This window comes from Nonomuraea sp. NPDC049607, assembly GCF_040675375.1.
Lineage (GTDB): Bacteria > Actinomycetota > Actinomycetes > Streptosporangiales > Streptosporangiaceae > Nonomuraea.
The window spans coordinates 77,273-95,612 of record NZ_JBFAOV010000016.1; the positions used below are offsets into that span (position 1 = coordinate 77,273).

Sequence of the window (18,340 nt, forward strand, 5' to 3'; positions counted from 1 at the left end):
TGGGGGCCAAGGCTCATGTTGGCTGGTCGGCATGGCTGAACTGCGTACCGAGCGCCTCATCCTGCGCCGATGGCGTGACTCCGACCTCGAACCGTGGGCGGCCATGAACGCCGATCCCGAGGTCCGGGAGCACTTGGGCGACCTGCTTACCCGCGAACAGAGCGACGCCTCCGTGTCGCTCTTTCAGGCCGAGTTCGACCAGCGAGGCTACGGGTGGTGGGCGGTCGAGGTGGAGGCCACGGGCGAGTTCATCGGCTTCGCAGGCTTGGACGAAGTGGACGACCACATGCCGTTCACAGGAGTGGAGATCGGCTGGCGGCTCGCCCGCTCGGCCTGGGGCCAGGGCTACGCCACCGAGGCTGCGCTGACGGTCCTGGCCCACGGCTTCGACGTTCTTGAGCTTCCTGAGATCCTCGCTGTCACAACGGCCACCAACCTTCGTTCCCAGGCGGTGATGCGCCGGATCGGCATGACCCGTGACCCGGCCGACGACTTCGACGACCCCACCGAGCCCGAAGGGCCACTGCGTCCGAACGTGCTGTACCGCATCGCCCGTAGTGCGAGCATCTGACGTTCTCCACCAGGGGCGTTTGATCAGACTGCGGTGGGCGTCACCGCACATCGAACCGCCACGACCGCCACCACGGCGAACCTGCGCGGTCAGAGCACCGGGTCGTCGGACTGGTCGGCTGGGATTCCGGCCAGGAGTCGCGTCCAAGGGCAGTGGCTCATGAAACCGGATGCCAGATGTCTCCGGGCGGCGGTGCCATCTCGCTGGTCGCGCCTCAGAATTCGTCGTACCCGGAGACCTGGCCGATGGGGAAGATGTGCCGACTCGCGGCACAGATCGTCTCAAGGACATGGATCGGCGTGCCCTCGGTCGAATAGCTCGCGCGCAGCACCTGGACCACCCACTCGCCTGGATCAAGCTCCAACGTCTCACGCTCGAAGGCGGTCGGGAGCCGGGCGGTCAGATTCTCCTCGGCGTGGCCGAACGCGTAGCCCAGGGCGGTCAACGCCGACTGCAACGAGGGCGTCACGAACTCCGGCTCGGCGATCCGGGTATCGCCGAACAGGTCCGCCCGGAAGTAGCTCGTCGCGACCCGCACCGGTACGTCGTTCGCGCTCATCATCTTGCGCCGGGCCACGATCTCGGCCTCGGGTTCGACACGCAGGCACGCCGCCACATGCTCACTGGCGGGCTCCAGCCCGACGTACAACATGCGGCGATCCGCCTTGAGCCCCTGCCGTTCCGCCTCGGCCAGAAAGAGCGATTTCGAGCCTCGGACTGCCGGTTCGGTCGGCAAGGCCCGCTGTACCAGCACCCGAGGGGCGGGCGAGGCGGGCCCTTCTGGCGCGCGGGCCGCCGGTCCCTTCCGCATCTGCGAGATGCGTCCCGGTGAGACGCCCAGCCGCCCGGCGATGTCCTCCAGGCTCATGCCGGACTCCCGCGCCTCGGCGATGGCCTGCCGCCGCATCTTGGCGGCCTCGGTCACCAGTCCCTGTTCCTCGGTCATGAGCCGGCTGAGAACACGGGCTCGTTCCACGGGATCACTGACCTGGGCGACTTCCCTCAGCGTCTTCAAGTCCATCCGTGTGCCGCCTCCTCAGCGACCGACATTCGGCGCACTTTAGACCCCCTATTGCAGGGGTCTCACCTCGGCTCTACCCTCGACTTTAGCCCCCCTAAATCGGGGCTGTAGTAGACCCCCGCCTACGGGACAAACGGTGCTGTAACACCACTCGTAAGCAGGGGTCTGGGCATCGAGAGCTTTGGGGCGTCAACGATGCAGGACAAGGTTATCGCCGTACCCAAGAACGGCAAGGAACTCCAAGCCGGACCATCCACAGATCTCCTGTGCAAGGTCCTGCGAGACGAGCACGGCATCCAGACGGACAGCCACATCGGATACGGCCTCGCCTTGGTGTGGGTGTGGGACGGACTGGTGATCTGGTGCGACGGTGAGCGGTACTGGTGGCGAGCGGACTGGGACGGCTGGCGTACGCGGGTGTTGTACGCCAGCCATCCGGCCATCGAGTCAGCACGGGCCGCGCGCCGGATCGCCTTCCGCTACGCGGAACTGCGCAGGTCGCAGGAGAGGTCCGCGCTCACCGTGGGAGCACGGGCATGAGCCTGACGGTCCAGGAAGTTCTCGGCAGGTTTCCCGGGTGGCGGATCATCGACGTGACCGGCGGCTGGGTCGCCTTCCGCGTCCCCCTCGTGTCCCGTGACAGCGGGCTCTCCAACGTCCGCTGCGGGGCGACCCTGGCGGAACTGGCCGGCAACCTCCAGGCCGAGAGCAGGCTGCAACAGCCACGTTCACCTGAGCCGCCGGCCTAACCCTGGGTGACGGCCTTGTGGACGTCGCTGAGGAAGCGTTCGATGGTGGCCTGTTCCGTGGTGTCGTACCGGCCCATGAGGGTGACGATCTCGTGGATGAGCGGGCCGAAGAAGGTCCAGCCCAGCGTGACGGCGCTCTCGTCGACCTTCAGCAGCACCCGCCGCCGGTCCTGGGTGTCGCGCTCCCGGCGGACGTGACCGAGCCGTTCCAGACGGTCCACCACCGCCGTGGTGCCCGCGGAGTTGAGGCCGAGGTGCGCGCCCAGCGTTCCGGGGGTGGCGGGGGTGCCGGTGCGGGCGGCGTCGAGAAGGCAGATGAGGGCGCGTACGTCGGTCGGGTGCAGGGCGTTGTCGGCGGCGAACCGCTCGCCCATGCGGTCGAGTTCCACGGTGACGGCGCGCAGCAGATGGACCAGCCGCATTCCGGCGTCCTGATCGTCCACGTTCCCGGCATGCTCCGGCCGCATCGTCATGCCACCAGTATGGCATTATCTCGCCCAGCGAGATTATTGCTGAGCAAGCTATTCAGTAAGGTGCGGTATGTCCGACTTCCTCTCCGCCTACGACGCCGTCCTCGAACGCTGGCCGGTTCCGGTCGAGACGATCGACCTGCCGTCGGCGTACGGCACGACCCGGGTGAACGCGTGCGGCCCCGCCGACGGCCCGCCGCTGGTCCTGCTGCACGGCGGCGGCACCACGGCGGCGATGTGGTTCGCCAACGTCGCCGCGTTCGCCCGCCGCCATCGGGTGTACGCCGTGGACCGCATCGGCGAGCCGGGGCGGAGCATCCGGGGCGAACGCCCTCCTCGTGACGTCCGCGACCTGCTCGGCTGGCTGGACGGGGTGCTCGACGGGCTCGGGATCGACAGCGCCGCGGTGTGCGGACACTCCCACGGCGGGTGGATCGCCCTGACGTACGCCCTCCACGCCCCCCGGCGGGTCGGGCGGCTCGTCCTGCTCGACCCGACGCAGTGCTTCGGCGGGTTCCGGGCGGGATACCTGGCCCGCGCGCTGCCCACCCTGCTGCGGCCGACGGCCACGCGCGCGCGGGCCTTCCTGGCGTGGGAGACCGGCGGCGCGCCCGCCGACCCCGCATGGCTGCGGCTCTACGGCCTGGCCGCGGAGTTCCCGGACACGAAGGTCGTCACCGGGAAACGCCCCGAGCCAGGATCGTTGCGCGCGCTCACCACACCGGCCCTCGTGCTCGTCGCCGGGCGTGGCAAGGCGCACTCCCCGCACCGCGTCGCCTCCGCCGCCGCCCGTCTGCTGCCGGGCGCGCGGACCGCTGTGCTGCCGCGCCTGTCCCATCACGCGATGCCGTGGCACGAGCCCGCCGACCTCAACGCCCGCGTCGTCGATTTCCTCGACGAACAAGCCACCTGACTCGACGGACGAGCCACCTGACTCGACGGACGAGCCACCTGACTCGACGGACGAGCCACCTGACTCGACGTCGGCGCGCCGCCCCCCTCCGGTGGAACCGCGTCTCTCGGAGGCGCGCGAGGATGCCCGTCTCGCCGCCCCGGAACTTAGACTCCCTGGCAATCCGCGACGTAGCAGGCCGTGAGGAGACTCCCATGTCGTCCGCGCCCGAGCAGGAATCGCTGGCCGCTCTCGCGGCCCGTCACGGGTTGCGGCGATCCGTGGCCCGGCCGGACATGCGCGTCTACCTGCGCCGATTATGGGAACGGCGGCACTTCGTCCTGGTGTACGCGACCTCCCGCACCGTCTCGAAATACTCCACCTCCGCGCTCGGGCAACTCTGGCAGGTGCTGACGCCGCTGCTGAACGCCGGCATCTACTGGGTCATGTTCGGCCTGGTCCTGGGCGGGCACGAGCACATCGCGAACTATCCGGCGTTCCTCGTCACGGGCATGTTCGTCTTCACCTACAGCCAGCGGTCGGCCTCCGCGGGGGCCAAGTCCGTCTCGGGGAACCTCTCGCTCATCCGCGCCCTGCACTTCCCCCGCGCCGCGCTGCCCCTGGCGTACACCCTTCAGGAACTGCGGCAGTCGGCCGTCTCCATGGGCGTGCTGCTCATCCTGGTGGTCGTCATGGGGGAGTTCCCCACCTGGTACTGGCTGCTGATCCCGGTCGTCCTGCTGCTGCAGACGATGTTCAACACGGGGCTGAGCCTGGCCCTGGCGCGTCTGGGGGCCTCGCTGCGCGACGTGAACCAGCTCCTGCCGTTCGTCCTGCGGACCTGGCTGTACGCCTCCGGCGTCTTCTTCTCGATCCAGTACAAGATCGTGGGATATCCGGACCCGGCCACCGGCAAGCCGGTCGGAGGGGTCGGGCTGCCGCAGTGGGTGGCGGACGTCATGTACCTCAATCCCGCCGCCTCCGTCATCGAGGTCATGCGCGGAATCCTGATCCACACCTACAGCCCGCGCCCGATCGTCTGGCTGAGCTGCGTGTTCTGGGCGGTCGCCGGACTGCTCCTCGGGCTCTGGTACTTCTGGCGGGCCGAGGACACCTACGGGCGCGGGTGAGGGCCGGAAAAGGGTTCGCGTGCGGGGGGCGTGCTCTGATTTGCTCCACATCATGACGTCTGCGTGGGTCGGCGAGCGCGTGCGCCTGAGGGCCATCGAACCGGAGGACTGGGCGGCGTTCCTCGCCTTCGACGAGGACACCGACGCGGCCAGGAACGGCTGGCGGCTGCCTCCGCCCCGCTCGGCCGCCCAGGCGCAGAAGTGGGCCAGGGAGCTGGCCGAGCAGGAGTCCGACATGGACGAGCTCCGCCTGGTGATCGCCGACGCGGCCGACGGCCGCCCGGTCGGCATGCTCAACACGCACGAGGTCGAGCGCGTGCACGGCACGTTCTGCTACGGCATCTCCATCGGCACGCCCCACCACCGCAAGGGCTACGCCAGCGAGGCGATCGTCCTGCTGCTGCGCTACATGTTCGCCGAGCGTCGCTTCCAGAAGGCCGAGGCGTGGGTCTACAGCTCCAACGACCCGTCGCAGGCCCTGCACCGGCGGCTCGGCTTCGTCGAGGAGGGCCGCCGGCGCAGGAGCCGCTTCGCCGCCGGGCGCTACGACGACGGGATCCTGTTCGGGATGACGGTCGAGGAGTTCACCGAGCTCTACGGCTGAAGCTCGGCCCGCAGCCGCCGGGTGGCCTCGACGACGTGCGCCAGCGACGCCTCCACCTGCTCGTACGTCCGCGTCTTCAGCCCGCAGTCGGGGTTGACCCAGACCCGTTCGGCCGGCAGCGCCGCCAGCGTCCTGCGCAGCAGGTCCTCGACCTCGTCCGCGCCGGGCACGCGCGGGGAGTGGATGTCGTACACGCCGGGCCCGAGGCCGCGGCCGAACGCGCGCACCGCGCCCAGGATGCGCGCCCCCGAGCGGGCCGACTCGATCGTGGTGACGTCAGCGTCCAGGCCGTCGATGGCGGCCAGGATCTGGTCGGCGTCCGAGTAGCACAGGTGGGTGTGGATCTGGGTGCGGTCGGCCGCACCCGAGGTGGCCCGCCGGTAGGCCGCCACCGCCCACTCCAGGTAGTCGGCCTGCGCGGCCCGCCGCAGTGGCAGCAGCTCGCGCAGCGCGGGCTCGTCCACCTGGATGATCGACACCCCGGACGCCTCCAGGTCGCGCACCTCCTCGCGCACCGCGTCGGCGACCTGGAACACCACGTCACGCAGAGGCAGGTCGTCGCGGACGAACGACCAGGCCACGATCGTCACCGGCCCGGTGAGCATGCCCTTGACCGGCTTGTCGGTGAGCGACTGCGCGTAGGAGGCCCAGCGTACGGTGATGGGCCCGGGACGGCCGACGTCGCCGTGCAGGATCGGCGGCCGGGTGCAGCGCGACCCGTACGACTGGACCCAGCCGTTCCTGGTGACCGCGAACCCGTCCAGGTGCTCGGCGAAGTACTGGACCATGTCGTTGCGCTCGGGCTCGCCGTGCACGAGCACGTCCAGGCCGAGGCGTTCCTGCACCCTGATGACGTGCTCGATCTCGGCCTCGACGCGCCGCTCGTAGTCGTCCTCGGTCAGTGTGCCGGCCACCACGGCCGCGCGTGCCGCGCGCAGCTCGCCGGTCTGGGGGAACGAGCCGATGGTGGTGATCGGCAGCGCGGGCAATCCCAGGTGGGCGGCCTGGGCGGCGGCCCGGACGGCGTACGGGGCGCGTTCCTCGGACGCGGCCGGCGAGGTCAGCGGCACCGAGGGCGCGACGGGGGCCGGACCCTGGAAGTCCGACCGGGCCAGCGCCACGACCTCGGCCACCTTCTGCTCGGCGAACGCCAGCCGTTCCCGCAGCGCCGGATCGAGGTCGGGCTCGACGTCCACGTCGTAGGGCACGTGCAGCAGCGAGCACGACGTGCTCACCGTCACCCGGTCCGCCCGCACGCCGCCCAGGGCGGCCAGCGCGCGCTCCGGCGAGGTGCGCCACACGTCCCGGCCCGACACCACGCCGGCGACCAAGGTCTTGCCCGGCAGGTCGGGTACGGCGCCGCCGCGCACCAGGTCAATGCCGATCGCCTCCACGGGCGTGCCGGCCAGCACCGGCAGCGCGGGGCCGAGGTCGCCGAAGTAGGAGGCCACGAACAGTCCAGGGCGGGCGGTCGCCGACCCCAGCCGGTCGTAGGCGTCGCGGACGGCCTCCAGCTCCTCGGGAGTCCGGTCGCCGACCAGCGCCGGCTCGTCGAGCTGCACCCAGGCGACGCCCTCGGCGGCCAGCGCCGCGAGCAGCTCCTCGTAGCAGCCGAGCACCTCCTCCAGCCGCTCGGGCGCCCCGGCCAGCAGCAGGAACGTCACCGGCCCGACCACGACGGGCCGGGTCTCGTAGCCCAGCGCGCGGGCCTCGCGCACCTCGGCGAGCGGCTTGGAGGCGTCCAGCTTGAAGACGGTCTCCGGGCCGATCTCCGGCACGATGTAGTGGTAGTTGGTGTCGAACCACTTCGTCATCCGCAGCGGCGCCAGGCCCTCGGTGCCCCTGGCCATCGCGAAGTAGGGGTCCTCGGCCGCGCGGTAGCGCTCGGGCACCGCGCCCAGCAGCACCGCGGTGTCCAGCACGTGGTCGTACAGGGAGAAGGTGTTGGACGGCAGTCCCTCCAGGCCCAGCTCGGCCAGCCGGCGCCAGGTCCGCTCCCTGATCTCGGCGCCCGTCCGCTCCAGCTCCGCCCGGCCGGACCGCCCGTCCCAGTACGACTCCAGCGCCCGCTTCAGCTCCCGTCGCGGCCCGATCCTCGGATATCCGAGCACCGTGGACGTGGGGAATGGCGACATCTCAGCTCCTCGATCACGTCGGTCAGATGGCGGAATCGTGTCGGGCACCGCCGAGGTCGTGCATCATCGATAAGTGCTGCTTATGCTCAAGGAGATCCACTGCTTCCTCCTGGTCGCCGAGCGCCTCGGCTTCTCGGCCGCCGCCGCCGACCTCGGCATGTCGCAGCCCGCCGTCAGCCAGGCCATCACCCGGCTCGAACGTGCCGCCGGGGTGAGGCTTTTCGAGCGCAATGCCCGCGAGGTGCGGCTCACGGCCGAGGGGAAGGGCCTGCTGCCGTACGCCCGGCAGGTGCTCGAATCGGCCCAGGCGTTCACCGCCGAGGCCGCCAGACTGGCCCGCCCGACCATTCACCTGGCTTATCCACCGTTGGTGGGGACACTGGCCGCGCGCATCGCCAGACGGCTGGCCGGGCGCGTTCCGGCGATCGGCGTGGAGCTCGTCGTGGCAGGCCGGGGCGCGGCCGCTCAGGCGCTGGGGAGCGGGGAGGTCTCGGCCGCGATCCTGGCCACGCCGGCGCCCGCGCAGTTCGTCACGGCGGCCCGCTTCCACGTCACCGTGGACCATCTGGCCGTCCCGCTGGGGCACCGGCTGGCCGGGCACGGCAGGGTCACGCCGGGCGATCTGGGCGGGCAGGTGCTGCTGACGCCGGGGAGCCGGCCGTGGCCGGGGCTGCCGGGGCGCTCGCGGATGGTGGCCGACGACGACTTCGCCGCCGCGCTCGACCTGGTGGCCGCCGGGGCGGGGCTGCTGCCGATCCCGCAGCTCCTGGTCAGGGCCGTCAGGCGGGAGGACGTGCGGTTCGTGCCGCTGGAGGCGGGGGAGCTGCGCATCACCTACGCGCTGGCCTGGGCGCGGGAACGGGTGACGCCGGAGCTGATGGCGCTGGTGCAGGCGGTGCAGGACGCGCTGTGGACCAGATGAGCGGGTCTAGTCGACGGCCAGGTTCTTCAGCGCCTCCCGGCGGCTCAGGCCCGAGATGCCCTTGGCGCGTACGTAACGCACGACCTCGTCGGGATTGGTCTTGGCGTACTCCCGTAAGGCCCAGCCGATGGCCTTGCGGGCGAAGAAGTCGGTGTCGGACAGGCTGGGTTCGATGCAGGCGTACAGCAGGGCGGTGTCGGTGCGGGACTTGAAGCGGTTCTGGCACAGGATCGCCGTGCGGCGCTTCCACAGGTCGTCGCCGGCGGCCCAGTCGAGCACGAGCGGGCGCATGGTGTCGGGGAAGGCGGTCAGCAGGCCGCCGACGCGGTGGGTGGCCAACTCGTCGACCAGGTCCCACCAGGCACCGGTGACGATCATCTCCTCGTACATCGGCACGGTGTAGAGGGTCTGGAAGTCGCGGTAGTAGTGGTAGCCGGTCAGCTCGACGGCGGCGTAGCGCTCCTCGCGGAACTCGGCCTCCCGCCACAGCGAGAGCACCGCGCGCCGCCACTCGGGCGCGGAGTCGATGCGGTGGTCGGCGAACACCCGCCTGAGCGCCGCCCGCCTCGGCGTCGCCTGCACGCCGAGGAAGGGCATCTCCGACTTCATGTACGCGCGCATCGGCTCGGCCTTGTGCGGCTCGGCGATCTCCTGCAGTGCCAGCCGCACCGCCTTGCCGAGGCTCATCCCTGGCGCTGGGTCGTGCGCTCGCCGGTGGCGAGGCCGTCGAACAGCACGGTGATGTAGTGCTCGGCCAGGGCGGTGGTGTTGAGCCTGCCGCCGGGACGGAACCAGCGCACGGCCACCCAGATGGTGTCGCGGATCATCCGGTAGGTCAGCTTGGGGTCGACGTCGGCCCTGAACAGCCCGGCCGTCTGACCGGCCTTGATCTGGGCCACCCAGATCTGCTCGACCTCGTCCTCGGCCTTGACCAGGTAGTTGAAGCGCTCGAACTGGCGCAGGTAGTTCCAGTCGTTCTGCATGACGGTGATCGCGGCGCGGTGGGGTTCCAGCGTGCCGAAGCCGATGCGGACCATCTCCGACAGGACCGTGCGGGCGTCGGCGTTGTTGTCGACGGCGGCGCGGTAGCGGGCGATGAGGTCGTCGAGGAAGGTGGACAGCACCTCGTCGACGATCGTCTCCTTGGAGTCGAAGTGGTGGTAGAGGCTCCCGGACAGGATGCCCGCCTCGTCGGCGATCTCGCGTACGGTCGTGGCCTGGAAGCCCTTGCGCGCGAAGAGCTCCGCGGCGAGCTTGACGAGATGGTCGCGCCGCTCGGAGGCCGCCCCCGAGGTGGCGCGCTGGCGCTTCGCCGGTGACGTGGTGGTGCCGGAGTTCTTTCGCGTGGTCACGTTTCCATTATGAGCCCTCAGACAATCGCTTGTTCACGCAACAGGCCCAGCTCGTACGGCCTTACCTTGCTTACCAAGCGCTTGTTAGGATACGGAGATGAGTGAGGCTTACATCGTCGCCGCCGTCCGCACCCCGGTAGGGCGCAGGAACGGCGGGCTGGCCGCGGCCCACCCGGCCGACCTCGGCGCGCACGTGCTCCGCGAGCTGATGGACCGCGCGGACGCCGACCCCTCCGCCGTGGAGGACGTGATCTTCGGCTGCGTGGACACGATCGGGCCGCAGGCCGGCGACGTCGCGCGCACCTGCTGGCTGGCCGCCGGGCTGCCGGAGGAGGTGCCGGGCGTCACCGTCGACCGCCAGTGCGGCTCCTCGCAGCAGGCCCTGCACTTCGCCGCCCAGGCCGTGCTGTCGGGCACGAACGACCTGGTGGTCGCGGGCGGCGTGCAGAACATGAGCATGATCCCGATCTCCTCGGCCATGCTGGCGGGCCGGCCGCTCGGGCACGAGACCCCGCTCGCCGGGTCCAAGGGCTGGGCCGCGCGGTCCGGCACGGCGGAGGTCTCCCAGTTCGCCGGAGCCGAGCAGATGGCGGTGGCCTGGGACCTGTCGCGCGAGGACATGGAACGCTACGCCTACGAGTCGCACCGCCGCGCGCTGCGGGCCGTGGACGAGGGGCGGTTCCGGCGCGAGATCGTCCCCTACGAGGGCGTCGCCGACGACGAGGCCCCGCGCAGGGACACCACGCCGGAGAAGATGGCCGCGCTCAGGCCGCTGACCGAAGGGGGACGGCTCACGGCGGCGCTGGCGTCCCAGATCTCCGACGGCGCGGCGGCGCTGCTGGTCGCCTCGCCCCGGGCCGTACGCGACCACGGGCTGACCCCGCGCGCCCGCGTGCACCACCTGTCGGCGCGCGGCGCGGACCCGGTCATGATGCTCTCCGCGCCCATCCCGGCCACCGCCCACGCCCTGGGCAGGACGGGCATGGCCATCGACGACTTCGACGCGATCGAGGTCAACGAGGCGTTCGCCTCCGTCGTCCTGGCCTGGATCAAGGAGACCGGCGCCGACCCGGCCCGGGTGAACCCCAACGGCGGCGCCATCGCGCTCGGCCATCCGCTCGGCGCGACCGGCGCGGTCCTGACCGTGAAGCTGCTGCACGAGCTGGAGCGCACCGGCGGCCGGTACGGCCTGCAGGCCATGTGCGAGGGCGGCGGACAGGCGAATGTCACCGTCATAGAGCGCCTCGCCTGAGAGCCGGGCCGCGGCGACTGGAGTGGCCATTTCCGGCATTGGTTGAATTCGACACGGAAGGAACCGGGCTGACATCAGAAAATGCCTCTAGCAAATAGGAAACTTTCCTATTAGATTTCGGGTCATGCCCCTCAGCGGTGACCTTCTTCGCCTCGCCGACGCCGTCCTCCTCCCTGGTTTCGCGGGAAGGACGCCTCCGGACTGGATCCTCCGCCGACTCGGCGAGGGACTGGCCGGTGTGGTGTTGTTCTCCCGCAACATCGCCGACCCCGCCCAAGTGGCCCGGCTCACCGCCGCGCTGCGTGCGGAGAACCCCGCGGTGCTCGTCGGCACCGACGAGGAGTCCGGCGAGGTCACCCGGCTGGAGGTGAGCACCGGCAGCAGTCGTCCCGGCGGGTACGCCCTGGGCGTCGTGGACGACGTCGGCCTCACCGAGGCGCTGGCCAGGGACCTGGGCGGCGACCTGGCGGCAGCGGGCATCACGATCGACTTCGCCCCCTCCGCCGACGTGAACTCCAACCCCGACAACCCGGTCATCGGCCTACGCGCCTTCGGCTCCGACCCCGCGCTGGTGGCCAGGCACACCAGGGCCTTCGTCCGCGGCCTGCAGTCGGCCGGGGTGGCCGCTTGCGCCAAGCACTTCCCCGGCCATGGGGACACCACCGTCGACTCCCACCACGGCGTGCCCGTGGTGGCCGACGCGGGCATCGAGGAGGCGCTCTTCCCGTTCCGGGAAGCGATCAAGGAGGGGGTCAAGTCGATCATGACCGGCCACCTGCTCGTGCCCTCCTACGACGCCGAACTGCCCGCCACGCTCAGCCCGAAGGTCCTCACGGGCCTGCTGCGCGAGGAGCTGGGCTTCCAAGGAATGATCATCACGGACGGCATAGAAATGGCCGCGGTGTCGGGGGCGTACGGGATCGGGGGCGCCTCCGCCCGCGCCATAGCCGCGGGAGCCGACGCGATCTGCGTGGGCGGCGAGCGGGCCGACGAGGCCACCGCCATCGAGGTCCGCGACGCCATCGCCGCCGCCGTGACCGATGGACTGCTGCCCGAGGAGCGACTGGCCGACGCCGCCCGCAGGGTCCGCGAGCTGGCCGCCTGGACCACCTCCTCGGGCAGCCCCGTACCGGAGGACGGCTACCTCGGGCTCTCCGCGGCCCGGCGGGCCGTACGCGTCACCCGCAGGTCCACGGCGCCCGTGCTGCCGCTCACCGGGGCGGCGCACGTGGTCGAGCTGACGCCCGAGATGAACCTGGCCATCGACAAGGGCACCCCGTGGGGCGTCGGCGAGCCGCTCGGCCGGCTGCTGCCCGGCACCGCCGTCACCCGGCTCGCGGCCGCGGACACGACCGGGGCCCGGCTGGAGCGGCTGATCGGCGAGGCGGGACAGCGTCCGCTGGTGATCGTGGTCCGCGACGCCCACCGCTACGCCTGGCAGGGCGAGGCGCTACGGCACCTGCTCAGCGCCCGCCCGGACGCCGTCGTCGTGGAGATGGGCCTGCCCGCCCGCTCCGACCTCGGCGCCGTGCACATCGCCACGTACGGGTCGGCCCGGGTCTGCGGCCAGGCGGCGGCGGAGGTGCTCACCGGTACGCTGTGACACCGTGAACCTCGACGGCGAAGACCTCTCCCACAGCCGCCCGGCCCTCCACGGCGACGGGCCGCACGTCTTCCGCGGCTGCGACCTGACCGAGGCCGACCTGTCCGGAGCCGCGCTGGCCGGCGCCCTGTTCGAGTCCTGCGTGCTCGACGGCGCCGACCTGCGCAAGGCCGACCTCGACGGCGCGGTCTTCAAGGGCGGCGGCGGCATGCGCCCGAGGTTCAACGACGCCGACCTGATCGACGCGACGTTCACCGACGTCGACCTGTCCTCGGCCCAGTTCGGCGGCGCGCTGCTGACCGACGCCTCCTTCACGGGCTGCCGCATGATCGGCGCCGCGCTCACGGCCTCGCGCGGCACCGGTTTCAAGGTCGCCCGCTGCAACCTGACGCTGGCCAACCTCGGCGGCTGCTCGCTGCGCGGCGAGTTCGTCGAGGGGGTGCGCTTCGACGACGCCGACCTGTCGGGCTGCGACTTCACCGAGGCCACCTTCAGCGACTGCCGGTTCATCGGCACGCGGCTGCTCAACACCACGTTCGCCAAGGCCGACCTGCGCGGCGCCGACCTCGGTCAGCCCGACGACGCCAAGCTGCGCGCCTTCACCGGCGCGATCATCAACCAGGCCCAGGCCAACGCCATCCTCGCCGCCCGGGGCATCACCGTCCTGTGAGCCGGGCCAGGCTCCCGCGCACGTCCTCGGCCTCGGCCATCACCCGCTCGATCAGCTCGGCGCACGACGGCAGGTCCTCGATCACGCCCACCACCTGACCGGAGGCCATCACCCCGAGGTCGGCCCGTCCGTCCACCATCGCCGCCCGCAGCAGCACCGGCGTGTTGGCCGCCTGGAGCACCTGCGCCCAGGTCAGCTCCCGGCCGCGCCGCATCCGCCGTCCCTCGCGGACCAGCGCGGCCCACGACAGGCCGGACAGCCGCCTGAACCGGGCGCCGTTCAGCACCGCGCGCAGCAGCCGCGACCGTTCCAGCGAGGCCACGAACGGCGTGCTGAGCACGCGGTGCGGCACGCCGTCCACACTGGTCGTCACGACGGTCTCGCGGGCGGCGAGGTAGACGTCCTTGACCCGGCCGGGCACCGGGGACTCGCGGGTCAGCAGGAAGCGGGTGCCCATGGCGATCCCGCACGCGCCGTAGGCCAGCGCGGCGACCAGGCCCCGGCCGTCGAAGAACCCGCCCGCCGCGATCACCGGGATGTCCACCGCGTCCACGACCTGCGGCAGCAGCAGCGTGGTGGCCAGCGGGCCGGTGTGCCCGCCGCCCTCGCCGCCCTGCACGATCACCGCGTCCACGCCCCACGCGGCCACCTTCTCGGCGTGCCGGCGTGCCCCCACCGACGGGATGGTGACGACCCCCGCGTCCTTGAGCCGGGCGACCAGCTCCCGCCGGGGCGCCTGGGCGAACGACGCCACCCGCACCCCCTCCTTGATCAGCACCTCCACCCGCTCGGCCGCGTCGTCGGCGTCGGAGCGGAGGTTCACCCCGAAGGGGGCGTCCGTGCGCTCCTTCACCCGCCTGACCGCCGCCGTCATCTCGGGCACCGACATGGTCGCGGCGCCGATCACGCCCAGCCCGCCCGCCGCCGAGACGGCCGCGGCCAGCCGGGCGCCCGCGACGTACCCCATGCCGGTCTGGACGACGGGATGGCGGCAGCCGGTGAGCTCGGTCAGGGCGGTCCTCACGCCGCCACCTCGCGGTCGCGCGCCCGTCCGGGGTCCAGCCGGTCCAGGACGGCCAGCTCCCCGGCGTCCGGCTCCCGCGTCGTGGGCACGTCCGGCGGGACGACCAGCTCGAAGCCCGTGGCGGCCACCACGTCGGCCACGCTCACGCCCGGATGGGTGGACACCAGGCGCATCGAGCCGTCGGCGGTGGCGAAGTCGAGCACCGCCAGGTCCGTCACCACCCGCCGCAGCTCGTACGCCCCCCGGTCGGTCCCGAGTCCGCTCACCATGTCCACCTCGGGTACGAACACCCGGCGGGAGTGTCGCGGGATCCAGTAGCTCGTCGGGTCGCACCGCGTGTTCCCCGGCGCCCCGCGCACCCCCAGGAGCTGGGCCCTGGGCCGCGCCCAGTCGCCGATGCAGGAGATGTTGCTGTTCCCGTGCCGGTCGATCTGGCTCGCGCCGAGCATCACGTGCCGCCGGCCGTTCAGCACCAGCCACAGGTGCTCCCGGAACGGCAGCCAGCCCTCCACCACCCCGGGCGCCGCCCCCAGCGCGGGCACGTCGCCGGTGAGCAGGCAGACGCCGTCGTGGGTGAGCAGGTCGGGCTCGAACGTCAGCCGGGCCAGCCGCGCGGCCAGCACCGTGACCGCGCCGCCGATCCCGGCAGCCAGGATCTCGCCGTCGCCCCTGAACGCCTCCGCGCAGGCCAGCACGCACACGTCGGCCCTGCTCACCTCAGTTCCCCCCATCGACGCCGCCCTCCACGTACCGCCGCTGCCGTTCCTCGTCACGCTCGTAGTCCGGCTCGCACGAGGTGAACCCCGCCCCGCCGGGCGCCTCGACCACGCCGGTCACCATCGACCGGCTGATCAGCAGCGACTGCACCGGCCCCTCCTTCAGCAGGTCGGCGGTGTCCACCAAGCGCTCGCACGACACGTAGCAGCGCCCGGCCGCCTTGGCGTAGAGGTCGTCGAAGTACGGGTCGGGGCCCAGGTACTGGGCGTTGCCGCGGGCGTCGGCCCGGTTGAGGTGCACCAGGGCCACGTCCATGGTCAGGGCGGGCACCGCGACCAGTTCCTCCCCGTCCCCGTACGGCGAGCGCACCGTCCGCAGGTCCGGGTTGACCCGCATCACGCCGGACCCCAGCCCGGCCCGCGTCGGCAGGAACGGCAGCCGGTGCGCCGCCGCCAGCAGGCCGAACATGAACATGCCCTCGTCGTACTCGGCGAACTCGACCGCGCCCGCCTGCCGGGCGGCCCGGAAGTGCGGTTCGAGGGGGATCGAGTCGAGCGTGACGAACGGCGCCACCACCTTGCGCACCTTGCCCGCCGCGCACAACATGCCGACGTCCGGGCCGCCGTAGGAGACGATCGTCAGGTCCTGGACGGGCGACCGCAGCAGGCCGCCCACCAGGGCCATGGGCTTGCGCCGCGAGCCCCAGCCGCCGATGCCGACCGTCATCCCGCTCTCCACCGAGGCCGCGACCTCCTCGACGGACATCACCTTGCTCATCGGAACCGCTCCCTGTGCTCGTCGCCCATGCCCATGAGGTTCAGCTCGAAGGTGAAGCCCTGCTCGAAGCGGTAGCTGCGCCGGACGTCCACCGGGTCGATGCCGTTCAGCGACTCCTTGGCGCGGCGGATCACGTACGGGTCCTTGTCCGCGATCAGCCCGGCCACCTCCATGGCCGCCTCCCGCAGCTTGTCGCGCGGCACCACCTCCAGGACCGACCCGAACGCGTGCAGTTCGGCCGCCGTGACGTTCCTGCACGTGTAGACCATGGCCCGCATGAGGTGCTGGGGCACCAGCCGGGCCAGGTGTGTGGCGGCGCCGAGCGCTCCGCGGTCCACCTCGGGCAGCCCGAAGTAGGCGTCCTCGCTGGCCACCACCACGTCCGCGTTGCCCGCCAGGCCGACCCCGCCGCCCAGGCAGTGGCCGTGCACGGCGGCGATCACCGGCACCTCGCACTCGTAGACGGCCGCGAACGCCTCGAAACACTGCCGGTTCGCCCCGACCAGCGCTGTGTGCCCGGGGTCGGCCTGCATCTCCTTGATGTCCACGCCGGCGTTGAACCCGCGTCCCTCGGCGCGCAGCACCACCACCCTGGTCGCCGGGTCGCGCCCGGCCGCGCGCACGGCCGCCGCCAGCTCGGCCCAGCCCCGCACGGTCAACGCGTTCACCGGCGGCACGTCCACCACGACCTCGGCGACCGGCCCGTCCCGCAGTGTGATCCCCATCGCGCTCCCTGGTCGCACCTAACGCTTGCTTGGTACGGTAGCACCCGTGACGGTCACTTACGACTACACGGGCAGGTCCGTGCTGGTGACGGGCGGCACCCAGGGCATCGGCGCGGGCATCGCCAGGGCCTTCCGCGCGGCCGGCGCCGACGTGACGGTCTGCGCCAGAAGGGACCCGGGCCCCCTGGACGGCCTGCGCTTCGTCCAGGCCGACGTGCGCGTGCCGGAGGACGTCGAGCGCCTGGTCGCCGGCTTCGACCGGCTCGACGTGGTGGTCAACAACGCCGGCGGCTCGCCGCCCGCCCCCGTGTCGGGCACCTCGCCACGCCTGCACGCCCGCGTCATCGAGCTCAACCTGACCGCGCCCCTGCTGGTGTCCCAGCGGGCCCATCCGCTGCTGGCCGCCGTCCGCGGGGCGATCGTGATGATCGGCAGCGTCAGCGGCGCCCGTCCCTCGCCGGGCACCGCCGCGTACGGCGCCGCCAAGGCGGGCCTGCACCACCTGGCCCGCTGCCTGGCCGCCGAGTGGGCCCCCGAGGTCAGGGTCAACTCGGTCGTCGTCGGCCTGGCCGGCACCACGGCGGCCGAGCGGTACACCGGCCACGGGCGGGCGGACGCGACCATCCCCGCGGGCCGCCCGGCCACGCCCGCCGACGTGGCCGGGGCGTGCCTGTGGCTGGCCGCCCCCGGCTACGTGACCGGCGCCGAGGTTCGGGTGGACGGCGGCGGCGAGATCCCCGCCTGGCAATACCTGGCTTCCGACGATATTTCCTGATATCTGTTCATGATCCCCTTGGGAGGTCTTGTGGGCATTTGCGCTGGCCGTGTGGTGATCGTGACAGGCGCCGGACGCGGCATCGGCAGGCAGCACGCCCTGGAGTTCGCCCGCCAGGGCGCCCGCGTCGTGGTGAACGACCTCGGCACCGCCCGCGACGGCGGCGGCGCGTCCGCCGGCCCGGCGCACGAGGTCGTCGCCGAGATCGAGGCCCTCGGCGGCCGGGCGGTGGCCAACTGCGACGACGTGTCCGACTGGGCCGGCGCCGCCCGCCTGGTCAAGACCGCCGTCAGCGCGTACGGCCGGCTGGACGTGCTGGTGAACAACGCCGGATTCCTGCGCGACCGGATGCTGGTCTCGATGACCGAGCAGGAATGGGACGACGTCGTCCGCGTGCACCTCAAGGGCCACTTCCTGCCGCTGCGGCACGCGGCCGCGTACTGGCGGGAGCGGTCGAAGGCGGGGGAGGAGGTGTCCGGCAGGGTGGTCAACACCTCGTCGGGCGCGGGCCTGCTCGGCAGCGTCGGCCAGGGCGGCTACTCGGCGGCCAAGGCCGGGATCGCCGCCCTCACCCAGGTCGCCGCCGCCGAACTGGCCCGCTACGGCGTCACGGTCAACGCCATCGCGCCCGCCGCCCGCACCCGGATGACCGAGGAGGTGTTCGCGGCCACCATGGCCAGGCCGCCGTCCGGCTTCGACCCCATGGACCCGGCCAACGTCGCCCCCCTCGTGGTCTGGCTCGGCTCGGCGGCCTCCGCGCACGTGACGGGCCGGGTGTTCGAGGTCGAGGGCGGCACGATCTCCCTGGCCACCGGCTGGCGCCACGGCCCCGCCGTGGACCGGGGCGCCCGCTGGTCGCCGCAGGAGGTCGGCGAGGCCGTCGCCACGCTCCTGGAGGCCGCCCCCGCCCCCGAACCCGTCTACGGCGCCGCCCCCTGACGTCCTCCTGCC

21 protein-coding genes are annotated in these 18,340 nt (G+C 72.1%); 12 read left to right on the forward strand and 9 right to left on the reverse strand.

Annotated elements, in window-relative coordinates; genetic code table 11:
• The first annotated feature begins 31 nt into the window (after window positions 1–31).
• Window positions 32–571, forward strand: a complete 540-nt coding sequence (locus AB0J97_RS28670; RefSeq protein ID WP_125647164.1) for a GNAT family N-acetyltransferase — start codon at window positions 32–34, stop codon at window positions 569–571.
• Between the two features lie 214 nt (window positions 572–785).
• Here the strand turns inward: AB0J97_RS28670 and AB0J97_RS28675 are convergent, their stop codons facing one another.
• The gene (locus AB0J97_RS28675; RefSeq protein WP_364093950.1) at window positions 786–1,592 is read right to left on the reverse strand and encodes a UTRA domain-containing protein; all 807 of its coding nucleotides are present in this window, start codon (window positions 1,590–1,592) and stop codon (window positions 786–788) included.
• A 195-nt stretch (window positions 1,593–1,787) separates the two neighbouring features.
• Here AB0J97_RS28675 and AB0J97_RS28680 point away from each other — a divergent pair, with 195 nt between their 5' ends.
• Both AB0J97_RS28680 and AB0J97_RS28685 read left to right on the forward strand, forming a co-directional pair.
• On the forward strand, window positions 1,788–2,132 hold the full coding sequence (locus AB0J97_RS28680) for a hypothetical protein (RefSeq protein ID WP_364093953.1): 345 nt from the start codon (window positions 1,788–1,790) through the stop codon (window positions 2,130–2,132).
• Window positions 2,129–2,341 carry a hypothetical protein gene (locus AB0J97_RS28685; RefSeq protein ID WP_357983902.1) on the forward strand — a complete coding sequence of 71 codons (213 nt, stop codon included), beginning with the start codon at window positions 2,129–2,131 and terminating at the stop codon, window positions 2,339–2,341. Before AB0J97_RS28680 ends, AB0J97_RS28685 begins: the two co-directional genes overlap by 4 nt.
• On the opposite strand, the gene AB0J97_RS28690 is transcribed toward AB0J97_RS28685, so the two are convergent.
• Window positions 2,338–2,814: a MarR family transcriptional regulator gene (locus tag AB0J97_RS28690; protein WP_357694499.1), complete on the reverse strand. Its 477-nt coding sequence runs from the start codon at window positions 2,812–2,814 to the stop codon at window positions 2,338–2,340. The two genes, AB0J97_RS28685 and AB0J97_RS28690, sit on opposite strands and share 4 nt — an antisense overlap.
• A 67-nt stretch (window positions 2,815–2,881) precedes the next feature.
• Between AB0J97_RS28690 and AB0J97_RS28695 the strand changes: the two genes are divergently transcribed.
• From AB0J97_RS28695 to AB0J97_RS28705, 3 genes are all read left to right on the forward strand, one after another.
• Entirely contained in the window at window positions 2,882–3,724 is an 843-nt protein-coding gene (locus AB0J97_RS28695; protein WP_364093958.1) for an alpha/beta hydrolase, read from the forward strand.
• A 194-nt stretch (window positions 3,725–3,918) separates the two neighbouring features.
• Window positions 3,919–4,833 (forward strand): ABC transporter permease, encoded by a 915-nt coding sequence (locus AB0J97_RS28700; protein WP_364093961.1) that lies wholly within the window; start codon window positions 3,919–3,921, stop codon window positions 4,831–4,833.
• A gap of 52 nt (window positions 4,834–4,885) precedes the next feature.
• Window positions 4,886–5,437 (forward strand): GNAT family protein, encoded by a 552-nt coding sequence (locus AB0J97_RS28705; RefSeq protein ID WP_357694491.1) that lies wholly within the window; start codon window positions 4,886–4,888, stop codon window positions 5,435–5,437.
• On the opposite strand, the gene metE is transcribed toward AB0J97_RS28705, so the two are convergent.
• Entirely contained in the window at window positions 5,428–7,572 is a 2,145-nt protein-coding gene (gene metE, locus AB0J97_RS28710; protein ID WP_364093965.1) for a 5-methyltetrahydropteroyltriglutamate--homocysteine S-methyltransferase, read from the reverse strand. The two genes, AB0J97_RS28705 and metE, sit on opposite strands and share 10 nt — an antisense overlap.
• Window positions 7,573–7,654: 82 nt before the next feature.
• Between metE and AB0J97_RS28715 the strand changes: the two genes are divergently transcribed.
• A complete protein-coding gene (locus AB0J97_RS28715) occupies window positions 7,655–8,494 on the forward strand; it encodes a LysR family transcriptional regulator (RefSeq protein ID WP_357694673.1) in 840 nt (279 codons plus the stop codon).
• A 6-nt stretch (window positions 8,495–8,500) separates the two neighbouring features.
• Here the strand turns inward: AB0J97_RS28715 and AB0J97_RS28720 are convergent, their stop codons facing one another.
• On the reverse strand, window positions 8,501–9,181 hold the full coding sequence (locus AB0J97_RS28720) for a DNA alkylation repair protein (protein ID WP_357694487.1): 681 nt from the start codon (window positions 9,179–9,181) through the stop codon (window positions 8,501–8,503).
• Window positions 9,178–9,846, reverse strand: coding sequence for a TetR/AcrR family transcriptional regulator (locus tag AB0J97_RS28725; RefSeq protein ID WP_364093969.1), 669 nt, complete (start codon window positions 9,844–9,846; stop codon window positions 9,178–9,180). Before AB0J97_RS28725 ends, AB0J97_RS28720 begins: the two co-directional genes overlap by 4 nt.
• A gap of 97 nt (window positions 9,847–9,943) precedes the next feature.
• On the opposite strand from AB0J97_RS28725, the gene AB0J97_RS28730 reads away from it, so the two are divergent.
• The 3 genes from AB0J97_RS28730 to AB0J97_RS28740 all read left to right on the forward strand — a co-directional run bounded on the left by AB0J97_RS28730 (window position 9,944) and on the right by AB0J97_RS28740 (window position 13,371).
• Window positions 9,944–11,098, forward strand: a complete 1,155-nt coding sequence (locus AB0J97_RS28730; protein WP_364093972.1) for an acetyl-CoA C-acetyltransferase — start codon at window positions 9,944–9,946, stop codon at window positions 11,096–11,098.
• A 124-nt stretch (window positions 11,099–11,222) separates the two neighbouring features.
• Window positions 11,223–12,701, forward strand: coding sequence for a glycoside hydrolase family 3 N-terminal domain-containing protein (locus AB0J97_RS28735; RefSeq protein ID WP_364093976.1), 1,479 nt, complete (start codon window positions 11,223–11,225; stop codon window positions 12,699–12,701).
• A 4-nt stretch (window positions 12,702–12,705) separates the two neighbouring features.
• The gene (locus AB0J97_RS28740) at window positions 12,706–13,371 is read left to right on the forward strand and encodes a pentapeptide repeat-containing protein (protein WP_364093979.1); all 666 of its coding nucleotides are present in this window, start codon (window positions 12,706–12,708) and stop codon (window positions 13,369–13,371) included.
• On the opposite strand, the gene AB0J97_RS28745 is transcribed toward AB0J97_RS28740, so the two are convergent.
• From AB0J97_RS28745 to AB0J97_RS28760, 4 genes are read right to left on the reverse strand one after another with little or no spacing between them, the layout of a single operon-like run.
• Window positions 13,358–14,395, reverse strand: a complete 1,038-nt coding sequence (locus tag AB0J97_RS28745; RefSeq protein ID WP_364093982.1) for a nitronate monooxygenase family protein — start codon at window positions 14,393–14,395, stop codon at window positions 13,358–13,360. The genes AB0J97_RS28740 and AB0J97_RS28745 overlap by 14 nt on opposite strands.
• Window positions 14,392–15,126, reverse strand: coding sequence for a CoA-transferase (locus tag AB0J97_RS28750; protein ID WP_364093984.1), 735 nt, complete (start codon window positions 15,124–15,126; stop codon window positions 14,392–14,394). Before AB0J97_RS28750 ends, AB0J97_RS28745 begins: the two co-directional genes overlap by 4 nt.
• On the reverse strand, window positions 15,113–15,889 hold the full coding sequence (locus AB0J97_RS28755; protein ID WP_364093987.1) for a CoA-transferase: 777 nt from the start codon (window positions 15,887–15,889) through the stop codon (window positions 15,113–15,115). Before AB0J97_RS28755 ends, AB0J97_RS28750 begins: the two co-directional genes overlap by 14 nt.
• On the reverse strand, window positions 15,886–16,614 hold the full coding sequence (locus AB0J97_RS28760; RefSeq protein WP_357694474.1) for an enoyl-CoA hydratase family protein: 729 nt from the start codon (window positions 16,612–16,614) through the stop codon (window positions 15,886–15,888). Before AB0J97_RS28760 ends, AB0J97_RS28755 begins: the two co-directional genes overlap by 4 nt.
• 46 nt (window positions 16,615–16,660) lie before the next feature.
• Here AB0J97_RS28760 and AB0J97_RS28765 point away from each other — a divergent pair, with 46 nt between their 5' ends.
• Together AB0J97_RS28765 and AB0J97_RS28770 are read left to right on the forward strand one after the other, a co-directional pair.
• Entirely contained in the window at window positions 16,661–17,389 is a 729-nt protein-coding gene (locus AB0J97_RS28765) for an SDR family oxidoreductase (RefSeq protein WP_364093991.1), read from the forward strand.
• A 9-nt stretch (window positions 17,390–17,398) separates the two neighbouring features.
• Complete coding sequence (locus AB0J97_RS28770; protein ID WP_364093994.1) at window positions 17,399–18,328, forward strand: SDR family oxidoreductase; 930 nt, start codon at window positions 17,399–17,401, stop codon at window positions 18,326–18,328.
• Window positions 18,329–18,340 lie beyond the last annotated feature (12 nt).

Bases quoted from the DNA above. Each gene is read 5' to 3' on its own strand.
- AB0J97_RS28670 (WP_125647164.1), top strand. From the start codon at position 32: ATGGCTGAACTGCGTACCGAGCGCCTCATCCTGCGCCGATGGCGTGAC.
- AB0J97_RS28675 (WP_364093950.1), bottom strand. From the start codon at position 1,592: ATGGACTTGAAGACGCTGAGGGAAGTCGCCCAGGTCAGTGATCCCGTG.
- AB0J97_RS28680 (WP_364093953.1), top strand. From the start codon at position 1,788: ATGCAGGACAAGGTTATCGCCGTACCCAAGAACGGCAAGGAACTCCAA.
- AB0J97_RS28685 (WP_357983902.1), top strand. From the start codon at position 2,129: ATGAGCCTGACGGTCCAGGAAGTTCTCGGCAGGTTTCCCGGGTGGCGG.
- AB0J97_RS28690 (WP_357694499.1), bottom strand. From the start codon at position 2,814: ATGACGATGCGGCCGGAGCATGCCGGGAACGTGGACGATCAGGACGCC.
- AB0J97_RS28695 (WP_364093958.1), top strand. From the start codon at position 2,882: ATGTCCGACTTCCTCTCCGCCTACGACGCCGTCCTCGAACGCTGGCCG.
- AB0J97_RS28700 (WP_364093961.1), top strand. From the start codon at position 3,919: ATGTCGTCCGCGCCCGAGCAGGAATCGCTGGCCGCTCTCGCGGCCCGT.
- AB0J97_RS28705 (WP_357694491.1), top strand. From the start codon at position 4,886: ATGACGTCTGCGTGGGTCGGCGAGCGCGTGCGCCTGAGGGCCATCGAA.
- metE (WP_364093965.1), bottom strand. From the start codon at position 7,572: ATGTCGCCATTCCCCACGTCCACGGTGCTCGGATATCCGAGGATCGGG.
- AB0J97_RS28715 (WP_357694673.1), top strand. From the start codon at position 7,655: ATGCTCAAGGAGATCCACTGCTTCCTCCTGGTCGCCGAGCGCCTCGGC.
- AB0J97_RS28720 (WP_357694487.1), bottom strand. From the start codon at position 9,181: ATGAGCCTCGGCAAGGCGGTGCGGCTGGCACTGCAGGAGATCGCCGAG.
- AB0J97_RS28730 (WP_364093972.1), top strand. From the start codon at position 9,944: ATGAGTGAGGCTTACATCGTCGCCGCCGTCCGCACCCCGGTAGGGCGC.
- AB0J97_RS28735 (WP_364093976.1), top strand. From the start codon at position 11,223: ATGCCCCTCAGCGGTGACCTTCTTCGCCTCGCCGACGCCGTCCTCCTC.
- AB0J97_RS28750 (WP_364093984.1), bottom strand. From the start codon at position 15,126: ATGGGGGGAACTGAGGTGAGCAGGGCCGACGTGTGCGTGCTGGCCTGC.
- AB0J97_RS28755 (WP_364093987.1), bottom strand. From the start codon at position 15,889: ATGAGCAAGGTGATGTCCGTCGAGGAGGTCGCGGCCTCGGTGGAGAGC.
- AB0J97_RS28760 (WP_357694474.1), bottom strand. From the start codon at position 16,614: ATGGGGATCACACTGCGGGACGGGCCGGTCGCCGAGGTCGTGGTGGAC.
- AB0J97_RS28770 (WP_364093994.1), top strand. From the start codon at position 17,399: ATGATCCCCTTGGGAGGTCTTGTGGGCATTTGCGCTGGCCGTGTGGTG.